The organism is Kitasatospora sp. NPDC041988 (assembly GCF_055588525.1).
In genome coordinates this window covers 183,110-204,820 of sequence record NZ_JBVJCO010000009.1, presented here as the reverse complement: position 1 = coordinate 204,820, position 21,711 = coordinate 183,110, and the positions used below count along the sequence as shown (strand labels likewise).

The following is a 21,711-nucleotide window of genomic DNA, read 5'->3' as shown; positions in this document are numbered from 1 at the left end:
GGTGCGGCAAGCCGTACCGACTGACCGTGCGCGCGAGTCATACCCATGACCTGCGCGCGTACGGACGGTGACCACTCTGACCTCTCGGGGTACCTGTGCGCGAAGGGTTTTCCGGCGGGCCTGCCTCCGATGGCCGCGGCGGCGCCCGGGGCGCGCCGGCCCAGCGGCACCCACGCGGTTTGAGCCTTCCGACAGCCGGGCGGCGACCGGTGACACCCCTTGCCTGTGCAATGCGACAGGCGATTTTCAGCTGGTATTTGCGGCACTATGATCGCCGTAATGGCCGCAGCTGCGGCTGCATCCCCGCGCCCCTTCCGGCGCGCCCAGGAGGGGAAACACCGATGAGCACCCGCACCGCCCACCCCCGCAGACTCGCCGTCGCCGCCGCCGCGGCCCTCGCTCTCAGCCTCGGGGTCACCGCCTGCGGCAGCGACGGCGACACCAAGGCCTCGGGCACCTCCACGGGCAGCGCGTCCACGGGCGCCTCCACCGGCAGCACCACCGCGCCGAAGGCCACCGGCGACATCACCGTCTTCGCCGCGGCCTCGCTCAAGGAGAGCTTCACCGACCTCGGCAAGAAGTTCGAGGCCGCCAACCCCGGCGCCAAGGTCAAGTTCAACTTCGGCGGCAGCTCCGCCCTCGCCACCAGCATCAACTCCGGCGCCCCGGCCGACGTCTTCGCCGCCGCCAGCCCGGCCACCATGAAGACGGTCACCGACGCGGGCGGCGCCACCGGCGCACCCAAGACCTTCGTCAAGAACACGCTCACCATCGCCGTCCCCAAGGGCAACCCCAAGCACGTCGCCGCTCTCAAGGACCTCGCCGCCCCGGGCACCAAGGTCGCGCTGTGCGCGAAGGAGGTGCCGTGCGGCGCCGCCGCCCTGACGGCGCTCAAGGCGGCCGACGTCGACCTCACCCCGGTCACCCTGGAGCAGGACGTCAAGGGCGCGCTGACCAAGGTCGAGCTCGGCGAGGTCGACGCGTCGCTGGTCTACAAGACCGATGTGAAGGCCGATGCTGCGAAGATCGACGGCGTGGACTTCCCCGAGGCCGACAAGGCCGTCAACGACTACCCGATCGCCGCGCTGGCCAAGGCGCCCAACAAGGACGGCGCCGCCGCCTTCGTCGCCTACATCCAGTCCCCCGAGGCCCAGCAGGCCCTGACCGCGGCGGGGTTCCAGGCACCGTGAGCCGTCGCACCAGCCGGTCCGCCGCCGGGGTGGCAGCCCCGGGGGCGGACCTGCCGCCCCGGCGGCGGCGCGCGAACCGCGTCCCGGTCGCGCTGCTGCTCCCGGCGCTGCTCGGGCTGGCGTTCCTGATCCTGCCGGTGGTCGGACTGCTGGTCCGGGCACCCTGGAGCAGCCTCTCCGACCAGCTCACCAGCACCGAGGTGTGGGAAGCACTGCGCCTCTCGCTGGTCTGCGCCACAGCGGCCACGGGGGTGTCGCTGGTGCTCGGGGTGCCGCTGGCCTGGCTGCTGGCGCGCACCGAACTGCCCGGCCGGCGGCTCGTCCGGGCGCTGGTCACACTGCCACTGGTGCTGCCGCCGGTGGTCGGCGGTGTGGCACTGCTGCTGGTGCTCGGCCGGCGCGGCATCGTCGGCTCCTGGCTGGACTCCGCCTTCGGCATCACCCTGCCGTTCACCACCACCGGTGTGATCATCGCCGAGGCGTTCGTGGCGATGCCGTTCCTGGTGATCAGCGTGGAGGGCGCGCTGCGGGCCGCCGACCCGCGCTACGAGGAGGCGGCCGCCACCCTGGGCGCCTCCCGGCTGACCGCCTTCCGCCGGGTGACCCTGCCGCTGATCGCGCCCGGCATCGCCGCCGGCGCCGTACTGGCCTGGGCCCGCGCGCTCGGCGAGTTCGGCGCGACGATCACCTTCGCCGGCAACTTCCCCGGCCGGACGCAGACCATGCCACTCGCCGTCTACCTGGCCATGGAGTCCGATCCGGAGGCGGCGATCGCCCTCTCGCTGGTGCTGCTGGTGGTGTCGATCGCCGTGCTGGTCGGCCTGCGCGAGCGCTGGATGTCCACCCCGTGAGCGCCGCCGCCCCCGCCCTCGACGCCCGGCTGCGGGTGGACCGCGCCGCCTTCAGCCTCGACCTCGCACTCGCCGCCGCCCCCGGCGAGGTGGTCGCCCTGCTCGGCCCGAACGGCGCCGGCAAGTCCACCGCCCTGCGCGCTCTCGCCGGGCTGCTCCCGCTCACCGGCGGCCACCTCCGGCTGGACGGCCGCGTCCTGGAGGAGCCGGCCGAGCGCCTGCACACACCCGCCGAGGAGCGCCCGGTCGGCGTGGTGTTCCAGGACTACCTGCTCTTCCCGCACCTCAGCGCGCTCGACAACGTCGCCTTCGGCCCGCGCTGCCAGGGTCGCCCCAAACGCGAGGCCCGCGCCGAGGCGGCCGGCTGGCTGGAGCGGATGGGCCTGGCCGAGCACGCCGCCGCCCGCCCCGGCCGCCTCTCCGGCGGCCAGGCGCAGCGGGTGGCGCTCGCCCGGGCACTGGCCGTCCGGCCCCGGCTCCTGCTGCTCGACGAGCCGCTGGCCGCCCTGGACGCCCGCACCCGGCTCGACGTCCGATCCCAACTACGCCGACACCTCGCAGAGTTCGAGGCGGTCGCGGTCCTGGTGACGCACGACCCGCTGGACGCGATGGTGCTGGCCGACCGGCTGGTGGTGATCGAGAACGGGCGCGAGGTGCAGTCCGGCAGCCCCGCCGAGATCGCCCGCCGGCCGCGCACCGACTACATCGCCCGCCTGGTCGGCCTCAACCTGTACCAGGGCAGCGCGGACGGCCACCGCGTCACGCTGGCGGACGGCACCGAACTGGCCACGACCGAAGAGCTGACCGGTCCCGCCTTCGTGGCCTTCCCGCCGTCCGCCGTGACGCTTCACCGGGAGAAGCCGCAGTCCAGCGCGCGCAACGTGTGGGAGGTGGAGGTCGCGGGCCTGGACCGGCACGGCGACCAGGTCCGCGCCGACCTGGCCGGGGCCCTCCGGATGGCCGCCGACCTCACCCCCGCCGCCGCGGCCGAACTCGACCTCGCCCCCGGCACCATCGTGTGGGCGACGGTCAAGGCGGCCCAGACGCACGCGTACCCGGCCTGAGGCTGCCGGGCCTGCCTGCCTGCATGCCTGCGGTCCTCCCGCATTCGCATCCGCATTCGCAAGGCCGGCCCGGCACCACTGCGCCCGGTCCGCGGGCTACCGCGCCGGCTCCGAGGGGCGCCCCTGGCCTGCGGGGCGGCCCCGGTCCGCAGGGCTGCTACTCAGCCGGCTCGACGAAGCCGGACTCGTACGCGGCGATCACCGCCTGGGTGCGGTCCCGGGCACCGAGTTTCGCCAACACGCTGCTGACGTGCGTCTTCACCGTCTGCACGCCGAGGAACAGCTGATCGGCGATCTCGCCGTTGGTCAGGCCGCGCGCCACCAGGCGCAGCACCTCGGCCTCGCGCTCGGTCAGGGCGGCGCGGGCCATCGCGTCGCGGGCCGCCCGGTTGCCCTGGCCGGCGGCGAGGCGGCGGATCGCGGCGGGGAAGAGCAGCGACTCGCCCGCCGCGACCAACCGGACCGCGTGGGCGATCTCAGCCGGCCGGGAGCGCTTCAGCAGGAAGCCGTCGGCGCCCGCGCGCAGCGCCTGGTAGACGTAGTCGTCGATCTCGAAGGTGGTGACGACCAGGATCTTCGGCGCCTGCCCGCCGGGCGTGGCGCCGTCCCGGACCAGCTCGCGGGTGGCCGCCAGACCGTCCACCCCCGGCATGCGGACGTCCATCAGCACCACCTGCGGCCGCAGTTCGCGGGCCAGGGCCACCGCCTCGGCCCCGTCGGACGCCTCGCCGACCACCCGCAGGTCGCCCTGCGCCTCCAGTACGGCCCGCAGGCCAGCCCGGACCAGTTCCTCGTCGTCGGCCAGCAGAATGTCGATCATCACGCGCCCAAGCGTAGGGGTACCCGCACGGCCAGCACCCACTCGCCGGACTCCGCGCCGGCCGAGGCCTCGCCGCCCAGCAGCACGGCCCGCTCCCGGATGCCGCGAAGTCCCTTGCCGCCCCGGCGCGGTGTGCCGCGGGCGGGCGCCGCCGTGGCCAGCGCGTTGGCGCAGCGCAGCTCCAACCGGCCGTCCCGCAACGCGACCCGGAGGCTGATCGGCTCGCCGGGTGCGTACTTGAGGGCGTTGGTGACGGCCTCCTGGACGATGCGGTAGCCCTCGCGGGAGAGCACTCCGGGCAGCTTCCCGGACGGCACGTCGATCCACGCCTCGACCGGGCTACCGGCCGAGCGCGCGGTGTCCAGGAGTGCGGGCAGCTGCTCGATGCCGGGCCGCTCGCGGGCGTCGTCGGCCCCGGGCGCGCCGTGTGCCCCGCCGATGCCGCGGGTACCGCCGACGTCATGGGGGCCGCCTGACTCGCCGGTGTCCCGGAGCAGGACGAGGGTGCGTTCCAGGTCCTCCATCGCCTGCCGCCCGGTCTCCTCGATGACTTCGAGTGCTCTGGCGACGAACGCCGCGTCGCCCACCTCGCGCGCCGCACCGGCCTGAATGACCGTCACCGTCAGGGCGTGGCCGATGGAGTCGTGCAACTCACGGGCCAACAGGTTGCGCTCGAGCAGGCGTTCGGCCCGAAGCTCGGCGGCGGCCAGGCGCTCGGCCGGGGACGGCCCCAGAAGCCTCCGGGCCATCGCGAGTTGGAGGCGACCGGCCCAGACGACCAGCCAGCCGAGGGCGAACAGCAGCACCGGCGCCAGCAGCGCGTACCACGACATCCCGTCCCCGGCGGGGAGTTGGAGGCCGCCCGGCAGGCGCGGCGCGGGACGGAGCAGCAGGTCGAAGGCGGCGGCCGGCACCACCACGGAGAGCATCCCGACGAGCGAGCCGAGGGCCACCCGTCCGACCAGCCAGGCCGCCGTCCGGCGACGGTCAGCCCAGCTGCGGGCGGGTTCGGCGGCGATGTCCTGCTCGTGCTCGGGCATCAGCAGCAGCCGCGCCTGCACACCCTCCGCGCGGCGCATCGCCGGGAGCAGGGCGGCCAGCACCAGCAGCGTCACGTCCGCCGGGACCGCCCGCGACAGGATCCCGCCGAGGCTGAAGCCGTACGTCCCCGGATAGATCATCAGGACGACCCCGGCGAAGATCCATCCGATGGCCAGGTGCAGCCACCGCGCGTAGGTCGCGGCGCTCAGCAGGGGCGTGAATATTCGGGGCATCCCGCCATCCTGCCAGGTCAGCGCAGTACAGGGCCCTCCCTCCCGAGAGGGAGGCAAGTCCCCTCCCGGGCGGGATCCGCCGGGTCGGTCCGCTCCGGTCGAATGGGGCCATCGACATCGGGACCGGCTCACGGGCCGGCCCGGACCGCACCGACCACGGCCTGCTCAACCATGAGCGGGTCACCGGCAGCGGGACCGGCAAAAGACAGGAAAGGGAGGGCAGCCGTGATCCAGGTTCAGGGCCTCACCAAGGAGTACGACGGGACGCGCGTGGTCGACGACCTCAGCTTCGAGGTCCGGCCCGGGGTGGTGACGGGCTTCCTCGGGCCGAACGGCGCGGGCAAGAGCACCACCATGCGGCTGGTCCTCGGCCTGGACCGGCCCACCGCCGGCCGCGCCCTGGTCGGCGGCCGCCCGTACGCCGGGCTGGCCGACCCGCTGCGGCAGGTCGGCGCGCTGCTCGACGCCCACGCCGTGCACGGCGGCCGCACCGCCCGCGGCCAGCTGCGCTGGCTCGCCGCCAGCAACGGCCTGCCCGACCGGCGGGTCGACGAGGTGCTCGCCCAGGTCGGCCTCGCCGACGCGGCCGGCCGCCGGATCCGCGGCTTCTCGCTCGGCATGCGCCAACGCCTCGGTGTGGCCGCCGCACTGCTCGGCGACCCGCCGGTCCTCATGCTGGACGAACCGGTCAACGGCCTCGACCCGGAAGGGATCCGCTGGATCCGCACGCTGCTGCGCGACCTGGCCGCCGAAGGCCGCTCGGTACTGGTCTCGTCGCACCTGATGACGGAGATGGCGCTCACCGCCGACCACCTGGTGGTGATCGGCCGCGGCCGGCTGCTGGCGGACGCCGCGACGTCGGACTTCATCGACCAGCACGGCCGCACCCGGATCCGGGTGCGCGCGGTGGACGCGGCCAAGCTCGACGCGCTGCTCCGCGGCTCCGGCCTGGCAGCCGAACCGGTGGACGGCGGTGCCTGGGACATCACCGGCGCCGAAGCCGAGCAGATCGCCGCGCTGGCGGCGGCCAACGGCGTGGTGCTGTACGAGATCGCCGTCCAACAAGACTCCCTGGAAGAGGCGTTCATGCGGATGACAGCCGACAGCGTCGAGTACCGGGCGGTGGCGGCATGAGTGCCTCCGCCACCCCCGCAGGGGCGGTCCTCCGGTCCGAGCTGATCAAGCTCACCACCCTCCGCTCGCTCTGGCTCACCCCGCTGCTCTCCGTCCTGCTCACCGCCGGTCTCGGCACCGCCGTCGCCGCGGCGCTCGGCGACAAGGACCAGAACCTCACCGACGACCCGGGCACCGGCATCCACTACGGCCTCAACTTCAGCCAGGCCGCCCTGGCCTGCTTCGGGATCCTGTTGATCGGCCAGGAGTTCAACACCCGCATGATCGGCGTCTCCCTCACCGCCGTCCCCCGGCGCGGGCGGCTCTACGCCGCAAAGCTCGCCCTCGGCACGCTGACCGCCCTCGGTGTCGGCCTGCTCGCGACGGCCGGCTCCTTCGCCGGGTACGCAGCCTTCGCCCCCGGCGACTGGGGCGGGCCCGCCTTCGCCCGCAGCGCCACCGCCGGCGTGCTCTACCCGGTGCTGCTGGTGGTGCTCTGCCTCGGCCTGACGGCGATGCTGCGCAACCTCACCGCCGCGATGGGCCTGCTGGTGCCAACGGTCTTCCTGCTCTCCCCGCTCCTCGGCGGTGTGCCGGGCGTCCGCCACGTGGTCCAGTTCCTCCCCGACCGGGCCGGCCAGTACGCGCTGCACTACGCCGACGACCCGAAGATCGCGTACGGGCACTGGACCGGCCTGCTGATCATGACCCTCTGGGCCGCCGCCGCAGCGTACGGCGGCCTGCGCTCGATACGCCGGTACGAGGCCTGAAGCAGGCGGGCCCGCGACCGCACCTCGTTCTGCCACCTGCCGCGACTACACCCTCCTGCGCCCTCCGGCGTCCGGGGAAGGGAAGCCCCCGATGACCACCGCCACCGCCGTACTCCGGTCCGAGCGGATCAAATTCACCACGCTCCGCTCCCAGTGGATCGCCCCGCTCGTCGCCGTCGGGCTCACCGTCGGCATCACCCTCGCGGTCAACGCCGCATACGGGGAGGTGGACCACACCCCGGGCGAGGATCAGGCGGGCGGAATCTACTACGGCCTGCTGTTCGGTCACGTCGCCGTCGCCTGCCTCGGCATCCTGCTGATCGGGCAGGAGTTCAACACCCGCATGATCGGCGCCTCGCTCGCCGCCGTGCCACAGCGCGGGCGGCTCTACGGCGCGAAGCTGGCCCTCGGCGCCGGGCTCGGCCTGCTGCTCGGGCTGGTCTCCACGGCGGGCTCGTTCCTCGCGGTCGCCGCCACCGCCGGCCTGGACCTCTCCGTCCCCGGCATGGGGCGCAGCTTCCTCGCCGGCGTGCTCTACCACCCGCTACTGGTGGTGCTCTGCCTCGGCCTGACCGCCATGCTTCGCAACTTCACGGCCGCACTCGGCCTGCTCACGCCGATGGCCTTCCTCGGCACCACCGTGCTGGCGGCGATCCCCGGAGTACGGGAGGCCGGCCAGTACCTGCCCGACCGGGCCGGCCTGTACGCGATGCGCACCCAGCCGGATCCCACCGTCCACTACGGGCACTGGACCGGCCTGCTGATCATGACCCTCTGGGCCGCCACCGCGGCATACGGCGGCCTGCGCTCGATACGCCGGTACGAGGCCTGAACCAGGATGACGGAGCGGGAGAGACTTCTCGGTCGGGCGCACGCCACGGCCGCGGGGCAGCCGGGCGGGCCGTGGCGACGGCTGAACCTCTCGTAGACCCGGTGTGGCCGGCGCAGCCCACCCCCGGCGGTCACCGGGCGGTGCCGCGGCACCCCAGGGAGGCGGGTACGACTACGTCGGCCCCTGAGCCAGGAAGGCGTCGGCGGCCGGCCGTCCCCCTGCCGTCCTCCGCCGACACTTCTCGCTCACCCGCGCAGGGCAGGGTGCTCCGCTACGACGGTGCAGCTCCCCGGGGCGATCTCCGTGAAGCCCGCGTCCTGGACCAGCGGCAGGCCGCTCGCGACCAGCTCCGCCCATGCCGCCGGGTCGGCCGTGCGAACCGCCAGCGCGAAGCCGTTCTCGGCCCACTCCTTGCGCTGCGCGTCGTCCAGCCGCCACCACGCGAGCTGGGCGGCGTGACCGGTCTGGGCCATGGTCTTGCCGGCGCTCATCTCCAGCTCGGGGTTGAGCCAGAGCACGGGCACGCCGGGCTCGGGAGCGCCGACCGGGCCGGTCTCCTCCAGGTCGGTGCCGGAGACCTGGAGCTTGACGAGGTCCTTGGGCCAGCCGTCGAGCGGGATCGGCGGGAACACCCGCACCTCCGCCTCGCACCCGCTCACCGTGACCCCCGGCAGCTCGCCGGCCCGGCGCCACTCGCCGCCCCGCGCCCGCCGGACCACCTTGCGGATCCGGGCGTCCTCCCAGGCCGCGACCAGCTCCGCCCACTCGCCGTCCGGCTCGGTGACCCGGGGGTCGGCCAGCAGGGTGAGCACGGCTCGCGCCGAGGTCTCCAGCGCGTCGGTCCGCCCGGGCGGGGTGGCCCGCTCCAGCCGGACGACGAGCGGCAGCACGTACTGCGGCCGGGCGTCGCGGTCCTCGGGGGCGGGATCAGGGACGGGGGCGTCGAACGGAGAAGTCACCCGTCAAGCATGCCAGCCCCCGCCCCGCCGCGATCACGCCAGGTCGAGGTCGTTGCGGGAGGAGCATGAGGAGGAGCGGGAGGAGCGGGAGAAGGACCGGGAGGACGGCGCTGACCCGGGAGACCAGGACCGGCAGGGGTCAGGAAAGGTAGTCCTCCGGCCCGCCGTCGCGCCGGATGTCCAGGGTCACGCAGTGGAAGCCCCCGCCGAGCACCCGTGAGTGGCGCAGCCGGTGCGGCAGGACGGTGATGCCCGCGTGTTCCAGCTGCTTGATCAGGCTCTGCTGGCCGGACTCCACAATGGCCGTGTCGGGGCTGACCATCAGCAGGTTCATGCTGATCCAGCTCTCGCTGAGCGCATGCTCGGGCGAGTCCGCGGCCGGCTCGGCGGGCGGGCACCAGAGGATGTCCCAGCCACGCAGCGGCTCGGGCACCGTCTCGGGGCTGATCCGCTCCGGGTTGAGCAGCACCAGGCCCGGCCGGAGCAGCGCGATGGTGCTGTCGATGTGGGTGTAGCCGTAGATGCCGCGCAGCGGGTGGAGGCGCAGGTCACCGAGCAGTCCGAGGGTGGACTCCAGCCATTTCAGGCCGAGTTCGTTGCCGCTGCGGGAGACCTGGTAGAACACGTCGCGGCCGAGCCTCAGCACGTTGGCGGCGTCGAAGACGGGCTCGGCCTCACCGAGAAGGGGCAGCCCGTCGGCGTCGAACTCGAAGAGCCTGTCGTCCAGTCGCGGACGCGGTGCGGCCAACCACCGGGCCCCGCCTCGCAGATACTCCTGGAAGAGCTCACGCAGGCCGAACACCTCGAAGTAGCGGTGACGCATCGGGCTCGCCACCTCGATCACCGTCTCGCCGACGACCAGCGTGAGGTCACGCGGGCAGTACGAGTGGAAGCCGCCGTCGGCCCGCCACTCGGGTGCGGCGAACTCGGCCCCGTGGTCGATGACTTCGGGCTGATGCACGGTGACGCCGAGCCCGCGCAGGGTGGCGACCAGTGCGTCCAGGTCCTCCTCGGTCTCCTCGATCACCTGCTGCGGGTAGGCGCCGACCGGGATCGCGGCGAGCTCGGCGGCGCTGGTCTTCGGGAAGCAGGACAGCCACGACGACGGGTCGGACTGCTCGGGCAGCCGTGCGCCCACCGCGGTGCCGACCACCACCTCGCGCAGCGTGGTGAACTCGTCCCAACTGTGCACCGGACGGGCCGGCGGGGCCGGACTGGCCGAATTGGACATGACTCCCCCTTGACGCGGATACGGGATTGGCAAGAACTGCTGGAACGCCGGGTCGGGACCGAACTGCAGGAACCGCTCCGAACGGCGGAGAACGGCAGGCACCAGTGAAGAACGGCAACCGCCGGCGAGGAAGCGCGAGGAACGGCAGGAAAGGGCGAGGACCGCAGGAACAACGGAAACAGCAGTGCGCAGAGCGGACAGCAGGGCACAGAGCGAACAGCCGCAGGAAGCGACCACCGAAAACGCCGCTCCGGCGGTGGAATGACGTCGAATGCCGGCAGACCACCGGACCGGCGCCGGCCGACCGCGATGGACAAGGAAATCCCGGCCGGGCCGGCGAATTCACAGTCGCCTGAGCCGGGATCGATCGCCAAGCTACCCGGCTGCCGGACAGCCGCGCAAGCAGGTGATCGACATTCCCGGCCCCGGCCGATCGGCCCGCCGATCGACAAATCCTTTGTTCAACTCCCTTTTCCCCGAAGCTGATCAAAGCCTTTGGCGCGCCGGATCCGGTGGCCGCCCGCCAGCGTCAGCAACGCCCCGCCGGCCGCCGCCAGCCCGGCCAGCGCCAGACTCTGCCGCCGGGCCCGGCGTCGGTCGGCGGCGGCCGCGCGTACAGCCGCCGCCAAGAACGCCCGCTCGACCCCGCCCGAGGGCAGTTCACCGGCCGCCACCCGCCGACGCACCTGGTCCAACCGGGCACCTCGGTACAGTAGTTCGGGGTCACGGTCGGCCGCGGACCAGCTGCGCGCGGCCACGGTGAGCCGCCGCTGCTCGCCGAGCACCTCCCGGCCTTCGGCCAGCCAGTCCCGCAGTCTGGGCCAGGCCTGCGGCAGCGCGTGGTGGGACAGCTCCACGGTCTCCCGGTCCAGTACCACCAGCCGGGACCGGACCAGCCGTTCGAGCATCTCGGGCACTCCCGGGTCGTCGAACTCGCCCCGCCCGACCGGCTTTCGCGCACCCTCACCGCCGGCACCCGGGGCTGGTTCCCCACCGAGTCGAAGGAAGACCGCCCGGGCCCGCTCCCGGTCGGCCGCGCCCAGCCCGTCGAACAGCGCCTCGGCGGTCCGCGCGAGAGCCCCCTCGAACCCGCCGGTGGCCTGGAAACCGGCCAGCGTGAGCGCGTTGCCGCTGCGCCGCCGCCAGGTCTCCAGCAGCGCCGACGACAACAGCGGCAGTGCACCGGGCTGTTGGGCCACGGCGGAGATCAGGACCGCGAGCAGCGCGCCCTCGACGGTACAGCCGGCCCGCAGCGCCGGCTCGGTGATCGCCCGACGCAGCTCGTCCGGCGCGGGTGCGCCGACGGTCAGCACGGCGTCGTGGCAGGCAGCGGCCAGGCCGGGGTGCTCGGCCCGCAGCGCATCGCTCCGGTCGGACCGGACCACCAGGACCACCCGGCACCGGAAGCCCTCCCCGCCCCCGATCCCCCGGGCCGCATGGTCCGTGGCCGCCACCAGGGCGTCCAGGAAGCGTGTGCGCTCACCGGCGTCCCCGCACCGCGTCCACAGCTCCTCGCCCTGGTCCACCACGAGCACCGGATCGCCGCCCCGCGCCCGCTCGTACCTCTCGCACCCCTCGGCCTCCAGGTCCCCGCGCACGCCCCGCGTCTCCCCGGCTCGCTGCCCGAGCCGGGCGATCGCCGGCGCGTACGCCTCCATCGGCCGTTCCCCGGGGGTGAGCAGCGCCACCGGCACCACGCCGGCGCCCGGCCTCCCCACACCGGCCCCACCGCGAGGGCCCGTCCCACCGCGAAGCCCCGAGCCGCCACCGGGGCCGCCGCTTCCGCTCGGGCCACCGGTTCCGCCCAGGCCCCCGACCCGGGCCAGCAGCCCCGCCCTGACCAGCGAGGACTTGCCCACCCCGGACGGCCCGGTGACCAGCACCAGCCGCCGCTCGCCCAGCAGTCCGACCAACCGCTCCAGCAGCGCCTCGCGCCCGAAGAACCGCTCCGCATCCGCCGCCTCGTACGCGGCCGCCCCCGGGTACGGGGCTCGTCCGGCGTCCTGGGCCCGGCGCCGGGCGGCGGTGTCGGCGGCCAGTTCGGCGGCGAGCAGCTGCCAGCGGTGCTGCCACTCGCGGACGTCGCCGCCGCACGCCTGCACGTACGCGAGGGTGACGGCAAGGCTGGGCAGTCGGCGCCCGCCGGCGGCCACCGAGAGGCTGGCGGCCGAACAGTGCGCCCGGACGGCCAGTTGGCGGTAGGGCGGCGTTCCGGCGCGTTCCCTGAGCGCCCGTAGGTCGCCGGCGAACCGCAGCAGCGGCCCGTCCCCCTGGTCCAGTGGACTCTCCCGACGCGGCACAGCAGTCCCCTTCTCCGTTGAAGTGGTGACCTTCACGTCCATCCCCCAAGATTCATCATGCGCAGGACAGTTGGCGCCAAACAATGGGACCTTCGGGCCGGTTGTTCCGAGTTGATGTTCAATGTCCAGCCACTCGGCGCCGAACAAAGCCGGTGGGATAGAACCGGGACCCGCAGACTTCGCTGACTTCGGAGATTTCCATGAAGTTCACGCGGTACTGCCGTTCCCTGCTGTCCACACCCGCGATGGCGGTGGAGCGGTACACCAAGAGCCACCAGTCCGGGGCCGATATCGCCATGGTCGATCTGGAGGACTCGGTCCCGCCCGCACGAAAGGAGGAGGCCCGCCGGCTCGCCGAGGAGTTCTTCGCCCTGCCGTCCAGCAAACTCGCCCGGAGCGCGGTACGTATCAACTCTCTTTCCGGCCCGGACGGTTTGCGCGACCTGATCGCCATCACGCGCTACCGCGTGAAGCCGGACATCGTCCTGATCCCGATGGCGGAATCCCCCCGCGACATCGAGATCGCGGCCGGCGCGCTCGGGCCGGACTGCCCGGAGACGGAGTTCCTCGCCGTGGTCGAGACGCCGCTCGGGATCGAGCGCGCGCCCGCCGTCGCGGCGGCCGGGCACCGGCTCCGCGGGCTGGTCTTCGGCTCCGCCGACTACGCCTTCGCGGTCGGCGCCCGGCTCTCCTGGGAGGCACTGGCGCACGCCCGCGGCCGGGTCGTCAACAGCGCCCGCGCCGCCGGGGTGGAGGCGATGGACGCGCCGTTCTTCGAAGTCGCCGACCTCGACGGGCTGCGCCAGGAGGCCGCGCTCGCCAGGGACTTCGGCTTCAGCGGCAAGATCGCCGTCCACCCGCGCCAACTCCCGCTGATCAACGAGGCGTTCAGCCCGGACGAGCAACTGCTGGAGCGGGCCCGGCGGGTGGTCGAGGCGGGACGGGAGAACGGTCGCTCGGTCACCGTCGTGGACGGGGTGATGGTCGGCATGCCGTTCTTCGAGGCCGCCCAGCGCCTGATCGAGCAGTTCGCCCCGCCGGAGCCGCCCGTACCGCCCACCCCGCCCGGGCCACCCGGGCCGGCCGGGCGGGGTGGCCCGGGTGCGCCGCCCGGGCTCCCCGCGCCAGCCATACCGACTGCACCAGCTGCACCAACTGATAGCAGGGAGAAGCGACAATGACCGCAGCAGCCGAATCGATCCAGGGCCCGCGACGGTACCGCAACGCCGAAGCGATGCTCGCCACCGCCGACCCGGTCTGGCAGGCGGCGGGCGCCAACGGCCTGATCGGCATCAAGGTGGACTCGGAGTCCAACAACCGGCTGATCGTCCGGGAGACCGGCCACGAGTTCGCCAACATGGTCTCCTGCGCGTACCTCGGCCTGAACAACCACCCGCAGGTCGCGGCCGGTGCGGTGGACGCGCTCACGGAGTCCCGGAGCACCTGGCTGGTCACCTCCACCACCCGGATCCGGCACAACCTGCTGGTCCAGCTGGAGGAGGAACTGGGCGAGCTGTTCGGCGCGCACATCCTGCCGGGCGCCTCCTGCACCGCGCTGACGGCCGGCATCCTGCCGCTGATCGCCTCCGGTCACCTCGACGGCACCTGCGACGGCGCCGGCGGCGGGCCCCGGGTGATGGTCTTCGACCGGTTCTGCCACTTCTGCATGGCGTACGTGAAGCCGATCTGCGCGGACGAGTCGCTGGTGCTCAACTGCCCGCACAACGACCTGAACTACCTTGAGGACATCTGCCGCAAGTACCCGCGGGTCGCCTACGTGGCCGACGGCGCGTACTCGATGGGCGGCGCGGCGGCCCTCGACGGCCTGCTCGAACTCCAGGACCGTTACGGCCTGTTCCTCTACATCGACGACTCGCACTCGCTCTCCATCATGGGCGAGCGCGGCGAGGGATTCGTCCGCTCCCGGCTGGAGATGAACCCGCTGACCGTCATCGCCGCCAGCCTCGGCAAGGGTTTCGGCACCGGCGGTGGCATCGCGATGCTCGGCAACCGCGAACAGTTCGAGTTCCTGCACCGGCACGCCGGGCCGGTCGGCTGGTCGCAGAACGTCGCACTGCCGCTGGTCGGCGCCTCGCTGGGCAGCGCCGCCATCCACCGGTCGCCCGAACTTTGCGAACTCCAGACCAGGTTGAACCGCAACATCGACCTCTTCGACGAGCTGCTGCCGACCACCTTCGCGGGCAACGGCCTGCCGGTGCGCCGGGTCGACGTCGGTGACGCCGAGCGTGCGGTCAAGCTCTCCGCCCAGCTCTTCGAACGCGGCTTCTACAGCTCGGCGGTGTTCTTCCCGATCGTCCCCAAGGGCGAGGCCGGCCTGCGGCTGATGCTCCGCTCCGACATGGACGAACGCCTGATCACCGAGTTCGCCGGCCACGTCAGGGAACTCACCTCCGACCTCTGATACTTGGGAGCAGCGCATCATGGACGAACCCGAGCCGGCCGGCTACCGGCTGATCGGCGAGCGGCGCTACCGCGAGGTCGTCGGCCGCTACTACGAGGAGTTCACGGTCGGCGACGTGATCGAGCACCGCCCCGGCCGGACCGTGACCGAGTTGGACAACGTGCTGATGAGCATGCTCAGCATGAACGACGCCCCGCTGCACATCGACGCCGCGTACAGCGAACACACGCCCTGGGGGCGGCCCATCGTCTCCAGTCTGGTGACGCTCAGCATCGTCGGCGGGATGACCGCCCGCTCCACCAGCGGGCGCACCATCGCCAACCTGGGCTGGGAGAACATCCGGATGACCCATCCGGTGTTCACCGGGGACACCCTCTACGCGGAGACCGAGACGCTCGCGAAGCGGCTCTCGAAGAGTCGCACCGGGCAGGGCATCGTCAGCTGCCGCACCACCGGGACCAAGTCCACCGGCGAGGTCGTGGTGGTCTTCGAACGCAGCTTCCTGGTCCCGCTGCGCGGCCATGGCCTGGATGAGCTCACGGGCTACTGAGACGGCGCGCAGCGGGTGGCGCATGACGGGCAACGGGCAACGAATGACAACTGGCAGCTGACGGCCTCCACCAGCTGTCAGTTGTCAGTTGTCAGTTGTCGGCTCTCATATGCCATCGGCCTACGGGCCTATCGGCTTACGGACTCACGGGCTCACGGGCTCACGGGCTCACGGGCTCACGGGCTCACGGGCTCACGGGCTCACCCGACACCCATCATCCCTGGTCACGGGACTCCCGCCGCACGTCCACCAGCACCTTTCCCATCGTCTCGCGCGCACCCATCGCCCGGTGCGCGCCGGCCAGCCCGTCGAGCGGGACGACCCGGTCGATCCGCGCGACCAGCCGCCGTTCCTGCGCCAGCCGGAACAGGTGCTCGGCGACGCCGGCGAACAGCGCCCGGTCGTCCAGCACGTGCTGCAGCCAGAAGCCGAGCACGCCGGCCGAGCCATCCGCCAACTCGTCCACCGAGAAGGACTCCTCCGGGCCGCCGCGGGTCCCGACGCAGAGCAGCCGGCCGAACGGCGCCAGCGCGGCCAGGCCGGAGCGCAGCACCGCGCCGCCGACCGTGTCCATGAAGAGGTCCACGCCCCCCGACTCGCCCAACCGGCCGGCCAGTTGCGGGTCGGCCGGGTCGAGTGCGGCGTCCGCACCGAGCCTGCGGACGAACTCCCGCTTGGTCTCCGTCGAGGCCAGGCCCACGACCCGCCCTGCGCCCAGCGCCCGGGCCAGCTGCACCGCCAGGTGTCCGACCCCGCCGGCTGCCGCCGTCACGGCCACCCGCTCGCCCGGCCGCAGCCGACCGAGCAGGGTCAGCGCGCCGTAGGCCGTGGCCCCCTGCTCCAGGAGCGCCAACGCCTGCTCGTCGCCGACCCCGTCCGGCACCTCCACTGTGAACGCCTCGTCGGCGCAGGCCACTTGGGCGTAGCCGCCACCCGAGCGGAGCAGGGCGGCGACCCGACGGCCGTCGCCGCGCCGCCGGCCGACCACGTCCGCGCCGAGTACGGCAGGCAGCGGGTACTGCTGGTACTCGCCCGCACGGCAGTGCAGGTCCGCATAGTTGAGGCCGGCGAAGGTCACATCGATCAGCACCTGACCGGGCCCGGCGGCCGGTTCGGGCACGGTCTCGGCCCGGAACTCCTCCGGCCCGCCGTAGCGGTGGATCACCGCTGCCCGCATCCCTGGCGGCCCAACAGCGGCATCACCGGTCACTGCGCGAAGAGTCCGAGCAGCCGGCCTTCCGCCGCCCGGGCCGCGGCTGCGTCCTCGGCGATCACGCAGTACATCACCGAGCCGTCGGCGGGGCCGAAGTCGGCGCTGAACACCACGCCGGTTCGCGTCGCGGGGTCGAAGGCCAGTCCGGCCCGCTCGACCGCCGCGACGGCCTCCGGGAAGGACGGCACGTGCAGGCCGGCCAGCTCCAGGATCACCCGGGCGGCACGGTGTTCGGCACCGACCAGGCGGGCGAACAGCGCGTCGTGCAGGTGCGTCGAACCGGTCAGCCGCCCGTTGGTCTCGCTGAAGTACAGCTCGCCCTTGGGCGTGAGAAAAGCGTCCGCGCTGAGTGTGCCGCGGTAGCCGAGCACCCGCAGCGACTCGCACAACCGGGCAGCCTGGTCGACGAGTTCGGCCAGCGTGCCGGCATCCGGGGTGACCGGCGGGGTGATTTCGCCGACCACCACCGGGTCCATCACCATCTCCCCGCAGCCCGACAGCACCGAGCCTTGCTCGCCGATCGCGAACTCCGCGTACAGCGGCACCGCATCGGTGAAGTACCGCTCCACGACGACGCGTTGGCTGCGGCCTCCGGTCAGCCAGGCCCAGCGCTCCGCGACGTACGCGGCGACCGCAGCCCGGTCCGCCAGCGGCACCACCCGCTGCGCACCGGCCGGGGTGACCTGCTCGTCCCGGCTGAGGATCTCGTTGCCGAAGCCGCCGGCCTGGTACTCGACCTTCATCATCACGCTGTGGCCCTGCTCCAGCAGGCCGTTGACCGCCGCCTCCACCTGCTGCGGCGAGGTGGCGACCGTCCCCGGTGGGACGGGCACCCCGGCACCGGCGGCCAGCGCCCGGAACACCGCCTTGCTGTTGACCAGCGCGTTGCCGCCCTGCGCGGCGAACGCGTGCCCCGGCACGGCGCGCTCGGCGCCGAGCGCGACGGCTAGGTCGGCCACGGCGGCGTTCGGCGAGATCGCCAGCACCTTCCCCACCGACCGCCCCGCGAGCACCCGGCGCAGCTCCTTGCGGAAGCCCGGGTCGGCCAGCCGGTCCGGGGTGAGGATGTCGTCACCCTCGCCGCCCGACGGCGGCACCACCACGGTCAGGCTCTCCGCCCGGGTGCCGGTCAGTCCGGCGACATACGCGAGGTACGACGGGTCGGGCACCCAGGGCAGCACGAGGACGTCGTCGTCCTCCGCGAACCAGAGCATCCGCTGGGCCCCGCACCCGGCGAAGAGCCGCTCCAGCGGCGTCATCCCGGTGAGGTCCCCGACCATCTCCTCGGTGCGGTTGTTTCCGATGCACAGCGTCGTCATCTGCCGAACTCTCCCCATCGCCGGTCGGTACAGCGCTCCAGGTGTAGCGCACCGGGGTTGTTCGGGTTCGGGGCTCGGTCATTGAACAAAAACGGTGAACAACCGCCTCCGCCCACCCCCCTGGACCATTCGGCACACGCGCCACCGGGCAGACAGGCGCAAGCCTCGACGTCTCGGCATCTCGGCATCTCGGCGTCTCGGCATCTCGGCGCCTCAACGCAGAACCTCAGCACCTCAGAACCTCAGCGCCCCGGTACCTCAACGCCTCGGTACTTCAGCGCAGACGTTGCCGCAGTTCGTCGACGGCCGACCGGATGCCGGCGCTGTAGACGTCCTCGGGCAGCGCGTCCAGGCTCCGCACCGCGCGCTCCAACTGTTCGCGCGCCCGGTCGGGCTCGCCGAGCTTGAGGTGGTCGGAGGCCAGGTTGAGGTGCAGCGACGGATAGAAGGCGCGGACCTGGAGGGCGGACTCGTAGGTCTGGGCCCGCTCGGCGGTCAGCGAGTCGGCGGCGGCCAGCGCCCGCCGGTCCCACTCCAGCTCGGCGCGCGGGTCGTCCTGCAGGTCGGCCAGGTAGTGGGCGAGCACGCAGCGGTGGAACACGTCGCGTTCGCCGAGCGCCTCCCAGAGCCGCTCGAAACTCTCCCGTGCCTGCGCCGTCCGCCCGCGCTGCGCGGCCTGGACGCCGTCGAGGCCCAGCGCGATCCGGGCCAGCACCGGATCGTCGGCCGCCTCCAGCTCGCCACCGGGCACATCAACATCGGACATATCGGACATGCCCGCAGCCTAGCCGCCCGCCGTCTCCCCCGCGCCGCACCGGGATGGCGCCCGCGCAGACGCCCAACCCGCCCGACCCGCCCGACCCACCAGGCAGCCCCGCCGCCCGGTCTACCAGGCAGCCCCGCCGCCCGGCCGCCCGCCGTCAGCGCCGGAAGCCGCGCTGCGGGTCCCGCTCCTCCGCGTCCTCGTACACGAGGAACCAGCCCTCCGGGTGGGTCGCCGCGAGCAGCAGCTCGGTGCGCTGCTCGGCGGTCAGCTCCGGATCGCCGTCGTCCGGCCCGAAGACGCCGAACAGCTCGTCGTGGCAGCCGTCCCAGTCGTAGTCGTAGAGGTCGGCCGGCAGGTCCCCCATCATGTCGGCGACCGACTCGGGCTGCGCACCGAGCAGCGCGCGGGCGTCCACCAGGGCCATCCGCAGCCCGATCTCCTCGGCCAGGCAGCGCGGCAGCGGCCACTCGCCGAGCGCGAGGTCGTCGGCGAGGTCGTCGAAGGCGCGGGCCATCGTGCGGCGCCAGCCCCGGTGCAGACGCCAGGTGCGCTGCGGCAGCCGGCCGAAGACCGTCCAGTCCGCCTCCTCGCCGTCGGTGACCGGCTCGTCCTCGTGCTCCTCCAGGTCGTCGTAGGCGGCGTCGGCCAGGCCGAGCAGCTGGGCGTGGAGCAGGCAGGCGGTGCGCGGGGTGAGGGTCCAGTCGCCGGTCCCGCCGCCACCGTCCTCGTCCTCGCCGCCGTCCAGCGGGAAGAGCTCGGCGAAGTCCGGCGCGAAGTCCTCGGTGACGCTGATCTCCAGCGTGCCGCCGATCGCCTCGACGCCCGGGATCGCGGCGACCAGCCGGTCCGGGTGGAGCAGCGCGCCGAGGGCCGCGTTGGCGTCCTCGGCCACCTCGCGCAGCAGTTCGCGGCGCTGGCCGGCCGGGTCGATGCCGTCGAAGTCCAACGCCTCCACGGCCGCGATCGCGGCCGCACGCAACGCCGGCCAGTCGTTGATCCGCAGGCCCAGCACCACCGTCGCCTCGATCTCCTGCGCGCCGGAGTCCTCCGCCGCGCCCGGCCCCTGTGGATGATCGCTTCGCTCGCCCATGGGGCTACGGTACGGCTTTTCGGGCGCCCGATCACCGGTCTGTCCGAGCTTCCCCTCCTTCCCCCGCCCTTCCCGGCCATTCCCCCACGCTTCCCGGCTTCTCCGCACGCCTTGGCCGGCCCTCCACATCCCCTCCCCTGCCTGCCCGGTGGCTTCTTCGGACCCTTCTCCGCCTGGTTCCGGCCACGCCTCTGGGCCCGGGGGCCGCCCGGCCCGCAGGATGAGCCCATGGCGAACATCGAGGAATTCGGCGGCGGGCAGCGCCCGGACGCCCAGGTACTGGTCGTGACCACCAATGACATCCCCGGCTTCCGGGTCGACCACGTGATCGGCGAGGTCTTCGGCCTGACGGTCCGCAGCCGGCACATCGGCAGCCAGATCGGGGCCTCGCTCAAGTCGCTGGTCGGCGGTGAGCTGCGGGGTCTGACGAAGACCCTGGTGGAGAGCCGCAACGAGGCGATGGAGCGGCTGGTCGAGCAGACCAAGGCGCGCGGCGGCAACGCGGTACTCATGTTCCGCTTTGACGTCAGCGACGCCGCTGACATCGGCACAGAGGTCTGCGCCTACGGCACCGCCGTGGTGATCTCCCCGGCCACCTGAGCCGGCCGCCCGGCCCGGCTACCCGCCCCGACTGCCCGACCCGGCCGCCTGCGACCCGCCGCTTGGCCCCGCCGCCCCGCTGCCCGGCCGCCCGCGCTGCGGGGAACACTCCACTACCGTCCGATGTTTCACCGGCGTGACTGTTTACGGTGCAACCAACGAGGGCGCGGCAGCCGGCGAAACCACCGCCGCCGCCGAAGCCCCAGCCGCCGTCACGGCCCCGGCCGCAGCAGCGCGGCGGGTCGACGTCCTGGTGGTGGGCGCCGGGCAGGCGGGCCTGTCCGCCGCCTACCACCTGCGCCGCCGCGGCTTCGCCCCCTACCGGGCGGACGCCGACGGCGGCTTCGTCGTGCTCGACGCCGACGACGCCCCCGGCGGCGCCTGGGCGCACCGCTCGCCGTCCCTGCGGATGGCCACCGTGCACGGCTTCCACGACCTGCCCGACTTCGAGCTGCCCGCGCCCGATCCCGACGCCCCCGCCCGCGAGGTGGTTCCGGGGTACTTCGCGGCGTACGAGGCGAAACACGCGCTCCCGGTGGTGCGCCCCGTGCGCGTCCGGGCGGTGCGCTCCGGGTCCGACCGGCGGGACGCCCGGCTGCTGGTCGAGACCGACGACGGCACCTGGTCCACCCGGGCGCTGATCAACGCCACCGGCACCTGGACCCGCCCCTTCCTTCCGCACTACCCCGGCCACTTCGCCGGCCGTCAGCTGCACTACGCCGAGTACCGGGGGCCGCAGGAGTTCGCCGGCAAGCGCGTCCTGGTCGTCGGTGGCGGCGCCTCGGCGATCCAGGTCCTGTCGGAGGTCGCGGCCGTCGGCGAGACGGTCTGGGTCACCCGCACCCCGCCCGTCTACCACGAGGGCCCGTTCACGCCCGAGTACGGCCGCGCGGTGGTGGCCAAGGTCGAGGAGCGGGTCCGCCAGGGCCTGCCGGTGCGCAGCGTGGTGAGCGTGACGGGGCTCGGACCGTCCGTCGCCTACCGCCGGGCCGAGGAGCTGGGCGCACTGCACCGCCGCCCGATGTTCGACCGCCTCACCGCTCACGGCGTCGCCTGGGGTGACGGGCCCGGGACGGACGAGCTGGCCGTCGACGCGATCGTCTGGGCCACCGGCTTCCGCCCCGAGGTCGGCCACCTGGCCCCGCTCGGCCTGCGCTCCCCCGGCGGCGGCATCGCCCTCACCGGCACCGCCGCCACCGCCGACCCCCGCGTCCACCTGGTCGGCTACGGCCCGTCGGCCAGCACCGTCGGCGCCAACCGGGCAGGCCGGGCCGCCGTCAACGACCTCGTCGCCCTGCTCGGCACCCCGGCTCAGAAGGCCACCGTGCCGGGTCAGCGGTCATAGTC

20 protein-coding genes are annotated in these 21,711 nt (G+C 73.4%); 11 read left to right on the top strand and 9 right to left on the bottom strand.

What is annotated here, in order from left to right:
• Positions 1 to 341 precede the first annotated feature (341 nt).
• Genes modA through ACZ6NC_RS12330 form a run of 3 tightly spaced genes read left to right on the top strand, consistent with a single transcriptional unit; the run spans position 342 to position 3,105 of the window.
• Positions 342 to 1,190 carry a molybdate ABC transporter substrate-binding protein gene (gene modA / locus ACZ6NC_RS12340; RefSeq protein WP_465731687.1) on the top strand — a complete coding sequence of 283 codons (849 nt, stop codon included), beginning with the start codon at positions 342 to 344 and terminating at the stop codon, positions 1,188 to 1,190.
• Positions 1,187 to 2,041: an ABC transporter permease gene (locus tag ACZ6NC_RS12335; protein WP_465731685.1), complete on the top strand. Its 855-nt coding sequence runs from the start codon at positions 1,187 to 1,189 to the stop codon at positions 2,039 to 2,041. The genes modA and ACZ6NC_RS12335 overlap by 4 nt, the downstream gene beginning before the upstream one ends.
• Entirely contained in the window at positions 2,038 to 3,105 is a 1,068-nt protein-coding gene (locus ACZ6NC_RS12330) for an ABC transporter ATP-binding protein (protein ID WP_465731683.1), read from the top strand. Before ACZ6NC_RS12335 ends, ACZ6NC_RS12330 begins: the two co-directional genes overlap by 4 nt.
• A gap of 157 nt (positions 3,106 to 3,262) precedes the next feature.
• Here ACZ6NC_RS12330 and ACZ6NC_RS12325 read toward each other — a convergent pair whose 3' ends face one another.
• The gene (locus tag ACZ6NC_RS12325) at positions 3,263 to 3,925 is read right to left on the bottom strand and encodes a response regulator transcription factor (RefSeq protein ID WP_465731754.1); all 663 of its coding nucleotides are present in this window, start codon (positions 3,923 to 3,925) and stop codon (positions 3,263 to 3,265) included.
• Entirely contained in the window at positions 3,925 to 5,199 is a 1,275-nt protein-coding gene (locus ACZ6NC_RS12320; protein ID WP_465731681.1) for a sensor histidine kinase, read from the bottom strand. The genes ACZ6NC_RS12325 and ACZ6NC_RS12320 overlap by 1 nt, the downstream gene beginning before the upstream one ends.
• A 225-nt stretch (positions 5,200 to 5,424) precedes the next feature.
• Between ACZ6NC_RS12320 and ACZ6NC_RS12315 the strand changes: the two genes are divergently transcribed.
• From ACZ6NC_RS12315 to ACZ6NC_RS12305, 3 genes are all read left to right on the top strand, one after another.
• Positions 5,425 to 6,333: an ABC transporter ATP-binding protein gene (locus ACZ6NC_RS12315; protein ID WP_465731679.1), complete on the top strand. Its 909-nt coding sequence runs from the start codon at positions 5,425 to 5,427 to the stop codon at positions 6,331 to 6,333.
• Positions 6,330 to 7,082, top strand: coding sequence for a hypothetical protein (locus ACZ6NC_RS12310; RefSeq protein ID WP_465731677.1), 753 nt, complete (start codon positions 6,330 to 6,332; stop codon positions 7,080 to 7,082). The genes ACZ6NC_RS12315 and ACZ6NC_RS12310 overlap by 4 nt, the downstream gene beginning before the upstream one ends.
• Before the next feature lie 91 nt (positions 7,083 to 7,173).
• On the top strand, positions 7,174 to 7,914 hold the full coding sequence (locus ACZ6NC_RS12305; RefSeq protein WP_465731675.1) for a hypothetical protein: 741 nt from the start codon (positions 7,174 to 7,176) through the stop codon (positions 7,912 to 7,914).
• Between the two features lie 245 nt (positions 7,915 to 8,159).
• On the opposite strand, the gene ACZ6NC_RS12300 is transcribed toward ACZ6NC_RS12305, so the two are convergent.
• The 3 genes from ACZ6NC_RS12300 to ACZ6NC_RS12290 all read right to left on the bottom strand — a co-directional run bounded on the left by ACZ6NC_RS12300 (position 8,160) and on the right by ACZ6NC_RS12290 (position 12,404).
• Entirely contained in the window at positions 8,160 to 8,873 is a 714-nt protein-coding gene (locus tag ACZ6NC_RS12300; RefSeq protein WP_465731673.1) for an aminoacyl-tRNA hydrolase, read from the bottom strand.
• Positions 8,874 to 9,012: 139 nt separating this feature from the next.
• Positions 9,013 to 10,104 carry an inosamine-phosphate amidinotransferase 1 gene (locus tag ACZ6NC_RS12295; protein WP_465731671.1) on the bottom strand — a complete coding sequence of 364 codons (1,092 nt, stop codon included), beginning with the start codon at positions 10,102 to 10,104 and terminating at the stop codon, positions 9,013 to 9,015.
• 461 nt (positions 10,105 to 10,565) lie between these two features.
• Entirely contained in the window at positions 10,566 to 12,404 is a 1,839-nt protein-coding gene (locus ACZ6NC_RS12290) for an ATP-binding protein (RefSeq protein WP_465731669.1), read from the bottom strand.
• A 200-nt stretch (positions 12,405 to 12,604) separates the two neighbouring features.
• On the opposite strand from ACZ6NC_RS12290, the gene ACZ6NC_RS12285 reads away from it, so the two are divergent.
• The 3 genes from ACZ6NC_RS12285 to ACZ6NC_RS12275 are packed head-to-tail and all read left to right on the top strand — an operon-like array spanning position 12,605 to position 15,376.
• Entirely contained in the window at positions 12,605 to 13,585 is a 981-nt protein-coding gene (locus ACZ6NC_RS12285; protein ID WP_465731667.1) for an HpcH/HpaI aldolase/citrate lyase family protein, read from the top strand.
• Positions 13,582 to 14,826, top strand: coding sequence for an aminotransferase class I/II-fold pyridoxal phosphate-dependent enzyme (locus ACZ6NC_RS12280; RefSeq protein ID WP_465731665.1), 1,245 nt, complete (start codon positions 13,582 to 13,584; stop codon positions 14,824 to 14,826). Before ACZ6NC_RS12285 ends, ACZ6NC_RS12280 begins: the two co-directional genes overlap by 4 nt.
• A 19-nt stretch (positions 14,827 to 14,845) precedes the next feature.
• Positions 14,846 to 15,376, top strand: coding sequence for a MaoC family dehydratase (locus ACZ6NC_RS12275; protein ID WP_465731663.1), 531 nt, complete (start codon positions 14,846 to 14,848; stop codon positions 15,374 to 15,376).
• A gap of 214 nt (positions 15,377 to 15,590) precedes the next feature.
• On the opposite strand, the gene ACZ6NC_RS12270 is transcribed toward ACZ6NC_RS12275, so the two are convergent.
• The 4 genes from ACZ6NC_RS12270 to ACZ6NC_RS12255 all read right to left on the bottom strand — a co-directional run bounded on the left by ACZ6NC_RS12270 (position 15,591) and on the right by ACZ6NC_RS12255 (position 19,764).
• Positions 15,591 to 16,541, bottom strand: a complete 951-nt coding sequence (locus ACZ6NC_RS12270; protein WP_465731661.1) for a quinone oxidoreductase family protein — start codon at positions 16,539 to 16,541, stop codon at positions 15,591 to 15,593.
• A gap of 41 nt (positions 16,542 to 16,582) precedes the next feature.
• Complete coding sequence (locus ACZ6NC_RS12265) at positions 16,583 to 17,908, bottom strand: preATP grasp domain-containing protein (RefSeq protein ID WP_465731659.1); 1,326 nt, start codon at positions 17,906 to 17,908, stop codon at positions 16,583 to 16,585.
• 274 nt (positions 17,909 to 18,182) lie between these two features.
• Positions 18,183 to 18,683 (bottom strand): hypothetical protein, encoded by a 501-nt coding sequence (locus ACZ6NC_RS12260; protein ID WP_465731657.1) that lies wholly within the window; start codon positions 18,681 to 18,683, stop codon positions 18,183 to 18,185.
• Between the two features lie 145 nt (positions 18,684 to 18,828).
• A complete protein-coding gene (locus ACZ6NC_RS12255) occupies positions 18,829 to 19,764 on the bottom strand; it encodes a hypothetical protein (protein ID WP_465731655.1) in 936 nt (311 codons plus the stop codon).
• Between the two features lie 228 nt (positions 19,765 to 19,992).
• Here ACZ6NC_RS12255 and ACZ6NC_RS12250 point away from each other — a divergent pair, with 228 nt between their 5' ends.
• On the top strand, positions 19,993 to 20,364 hold the full coding sequence (locus ACZ6NC_RS12250; protein ID WP_465731653.1) for a YbjQ family protein: 372 nt from the start codon (positions 19,993 to 19,995) through the stop codon (positions 20,362 to 20,364).
• A 250-nt stretch (positions 20,365 to 20,614) separates the two neighbouring features.
• Positions 20,615 to 21,709 (top strand): NAD(P)-binding domain-containing protein, encoded by a 1,095-nt coding sequence (locus ACZ6NC_RS12245; RefSeq protein ID WP_465731752.1) that lies wholly within the window; start codon positions 20,615 to 20,617, stop codon positions 21,707 to 21,709.
• Positions 21,710 to 21,711: the final 2 nt, after the last annotated feature.

Bases quoted from the DNA above. Each gene is read 5' to 3' on its own strand.
- ACZ6NC_RS12275 (WP_465731663.1), top strand. From the start codon at position 14,846: ATGGACGAACCCGAGCCGGCCGGCTACCGGCTGATCGGCGAGCGGCGC.
- ACZ6NC_RS12285 (WP_465731667.1), top strand. From the start codon at position 12,605: ATGAAGTTCACGCGGTACTGCCGTTCCCTGCTGTCCACACCCGCGATG.
- ACZ6NC_RS12255 (WP_465731655.1), bottom strand. From the start codon at position 19,764: ATGGGCGAGCGAAGCGATCATCCACAGGGGCCGGGCGCGGCGGAGGAC.
- modA (WP_465731687.1), top strand. From the start codon at position 342: ATGAGCACCCGCACCGCCCACCCCCGCAGACTCGCCGTCGCCGCCGCC.
- ACZ6NC_RS12305 (WP_465731675.1), top strand. From the start codon at position 7,174: ATGACCACCGCCACCGCCGTACTCCGGTCCGAGCGGATCAAATTCACC.
- ACZ6NC_RS12295 (WP_465731671.1), bottom strand. From the start codon at position 10,104: ATGTCCAATTCGGCCAGTCCGGCCCCGCCGGCCCGTCCGGTGCACAGT.
- ACZ6NC_RS12250 (WP_465731653.1), top strand. From the start codon at position 19,993: ATGGCGAACATCGAGGAATTCGGCGGCGGGCAGCGCCCGGACGCCCAG.
- ACZ6NC_RS12265 (WP_465731659.1), bottom strand. From the start codon at position 17,908: ATGACGACGCTGTGCATCGGAAACAACCGCACCGAGGAGATGGTCGGG.
- ACZ6NC_RS12325 (WP_465731754.1), bottom strand. From the start codon at position 3,925: ATGATCGACATTCTGCTGGCCGACGACGAGGAACTGGTCCGGGCTGGC.
- ACZ6NC_RS12280 (WP_465731665.1), top strand. From the start codon at position 13,582: ATGACCGCAGCAGCCGAATCGATCCAGGGCCCGCGACGGTACCGCAAC.
- ACZ6NC_RS12320 (WP_465731681.1), bottom strand. From the start codon at position 5,199: ATGCCCCGAATATTCACGCCCCTGCTGAGCGCCGCGACCTACGCGCGG.
- ACZ6NC_RS12310 (WP_465731677.1), top strand. From the start codon at position 6,330: ATGAGTGCCTCCGCCACCCCCGCAGGGGCGGTCCTCCGGTCCGAGCTG.
- ACZ6NC_RS12260 (WP_465731657.1), bottom strand. From the start codon at position 18,683: ATGTCCGATATGTCCGATGTTGATGTGCCCGGTGGCGAGCTGGAGGCG.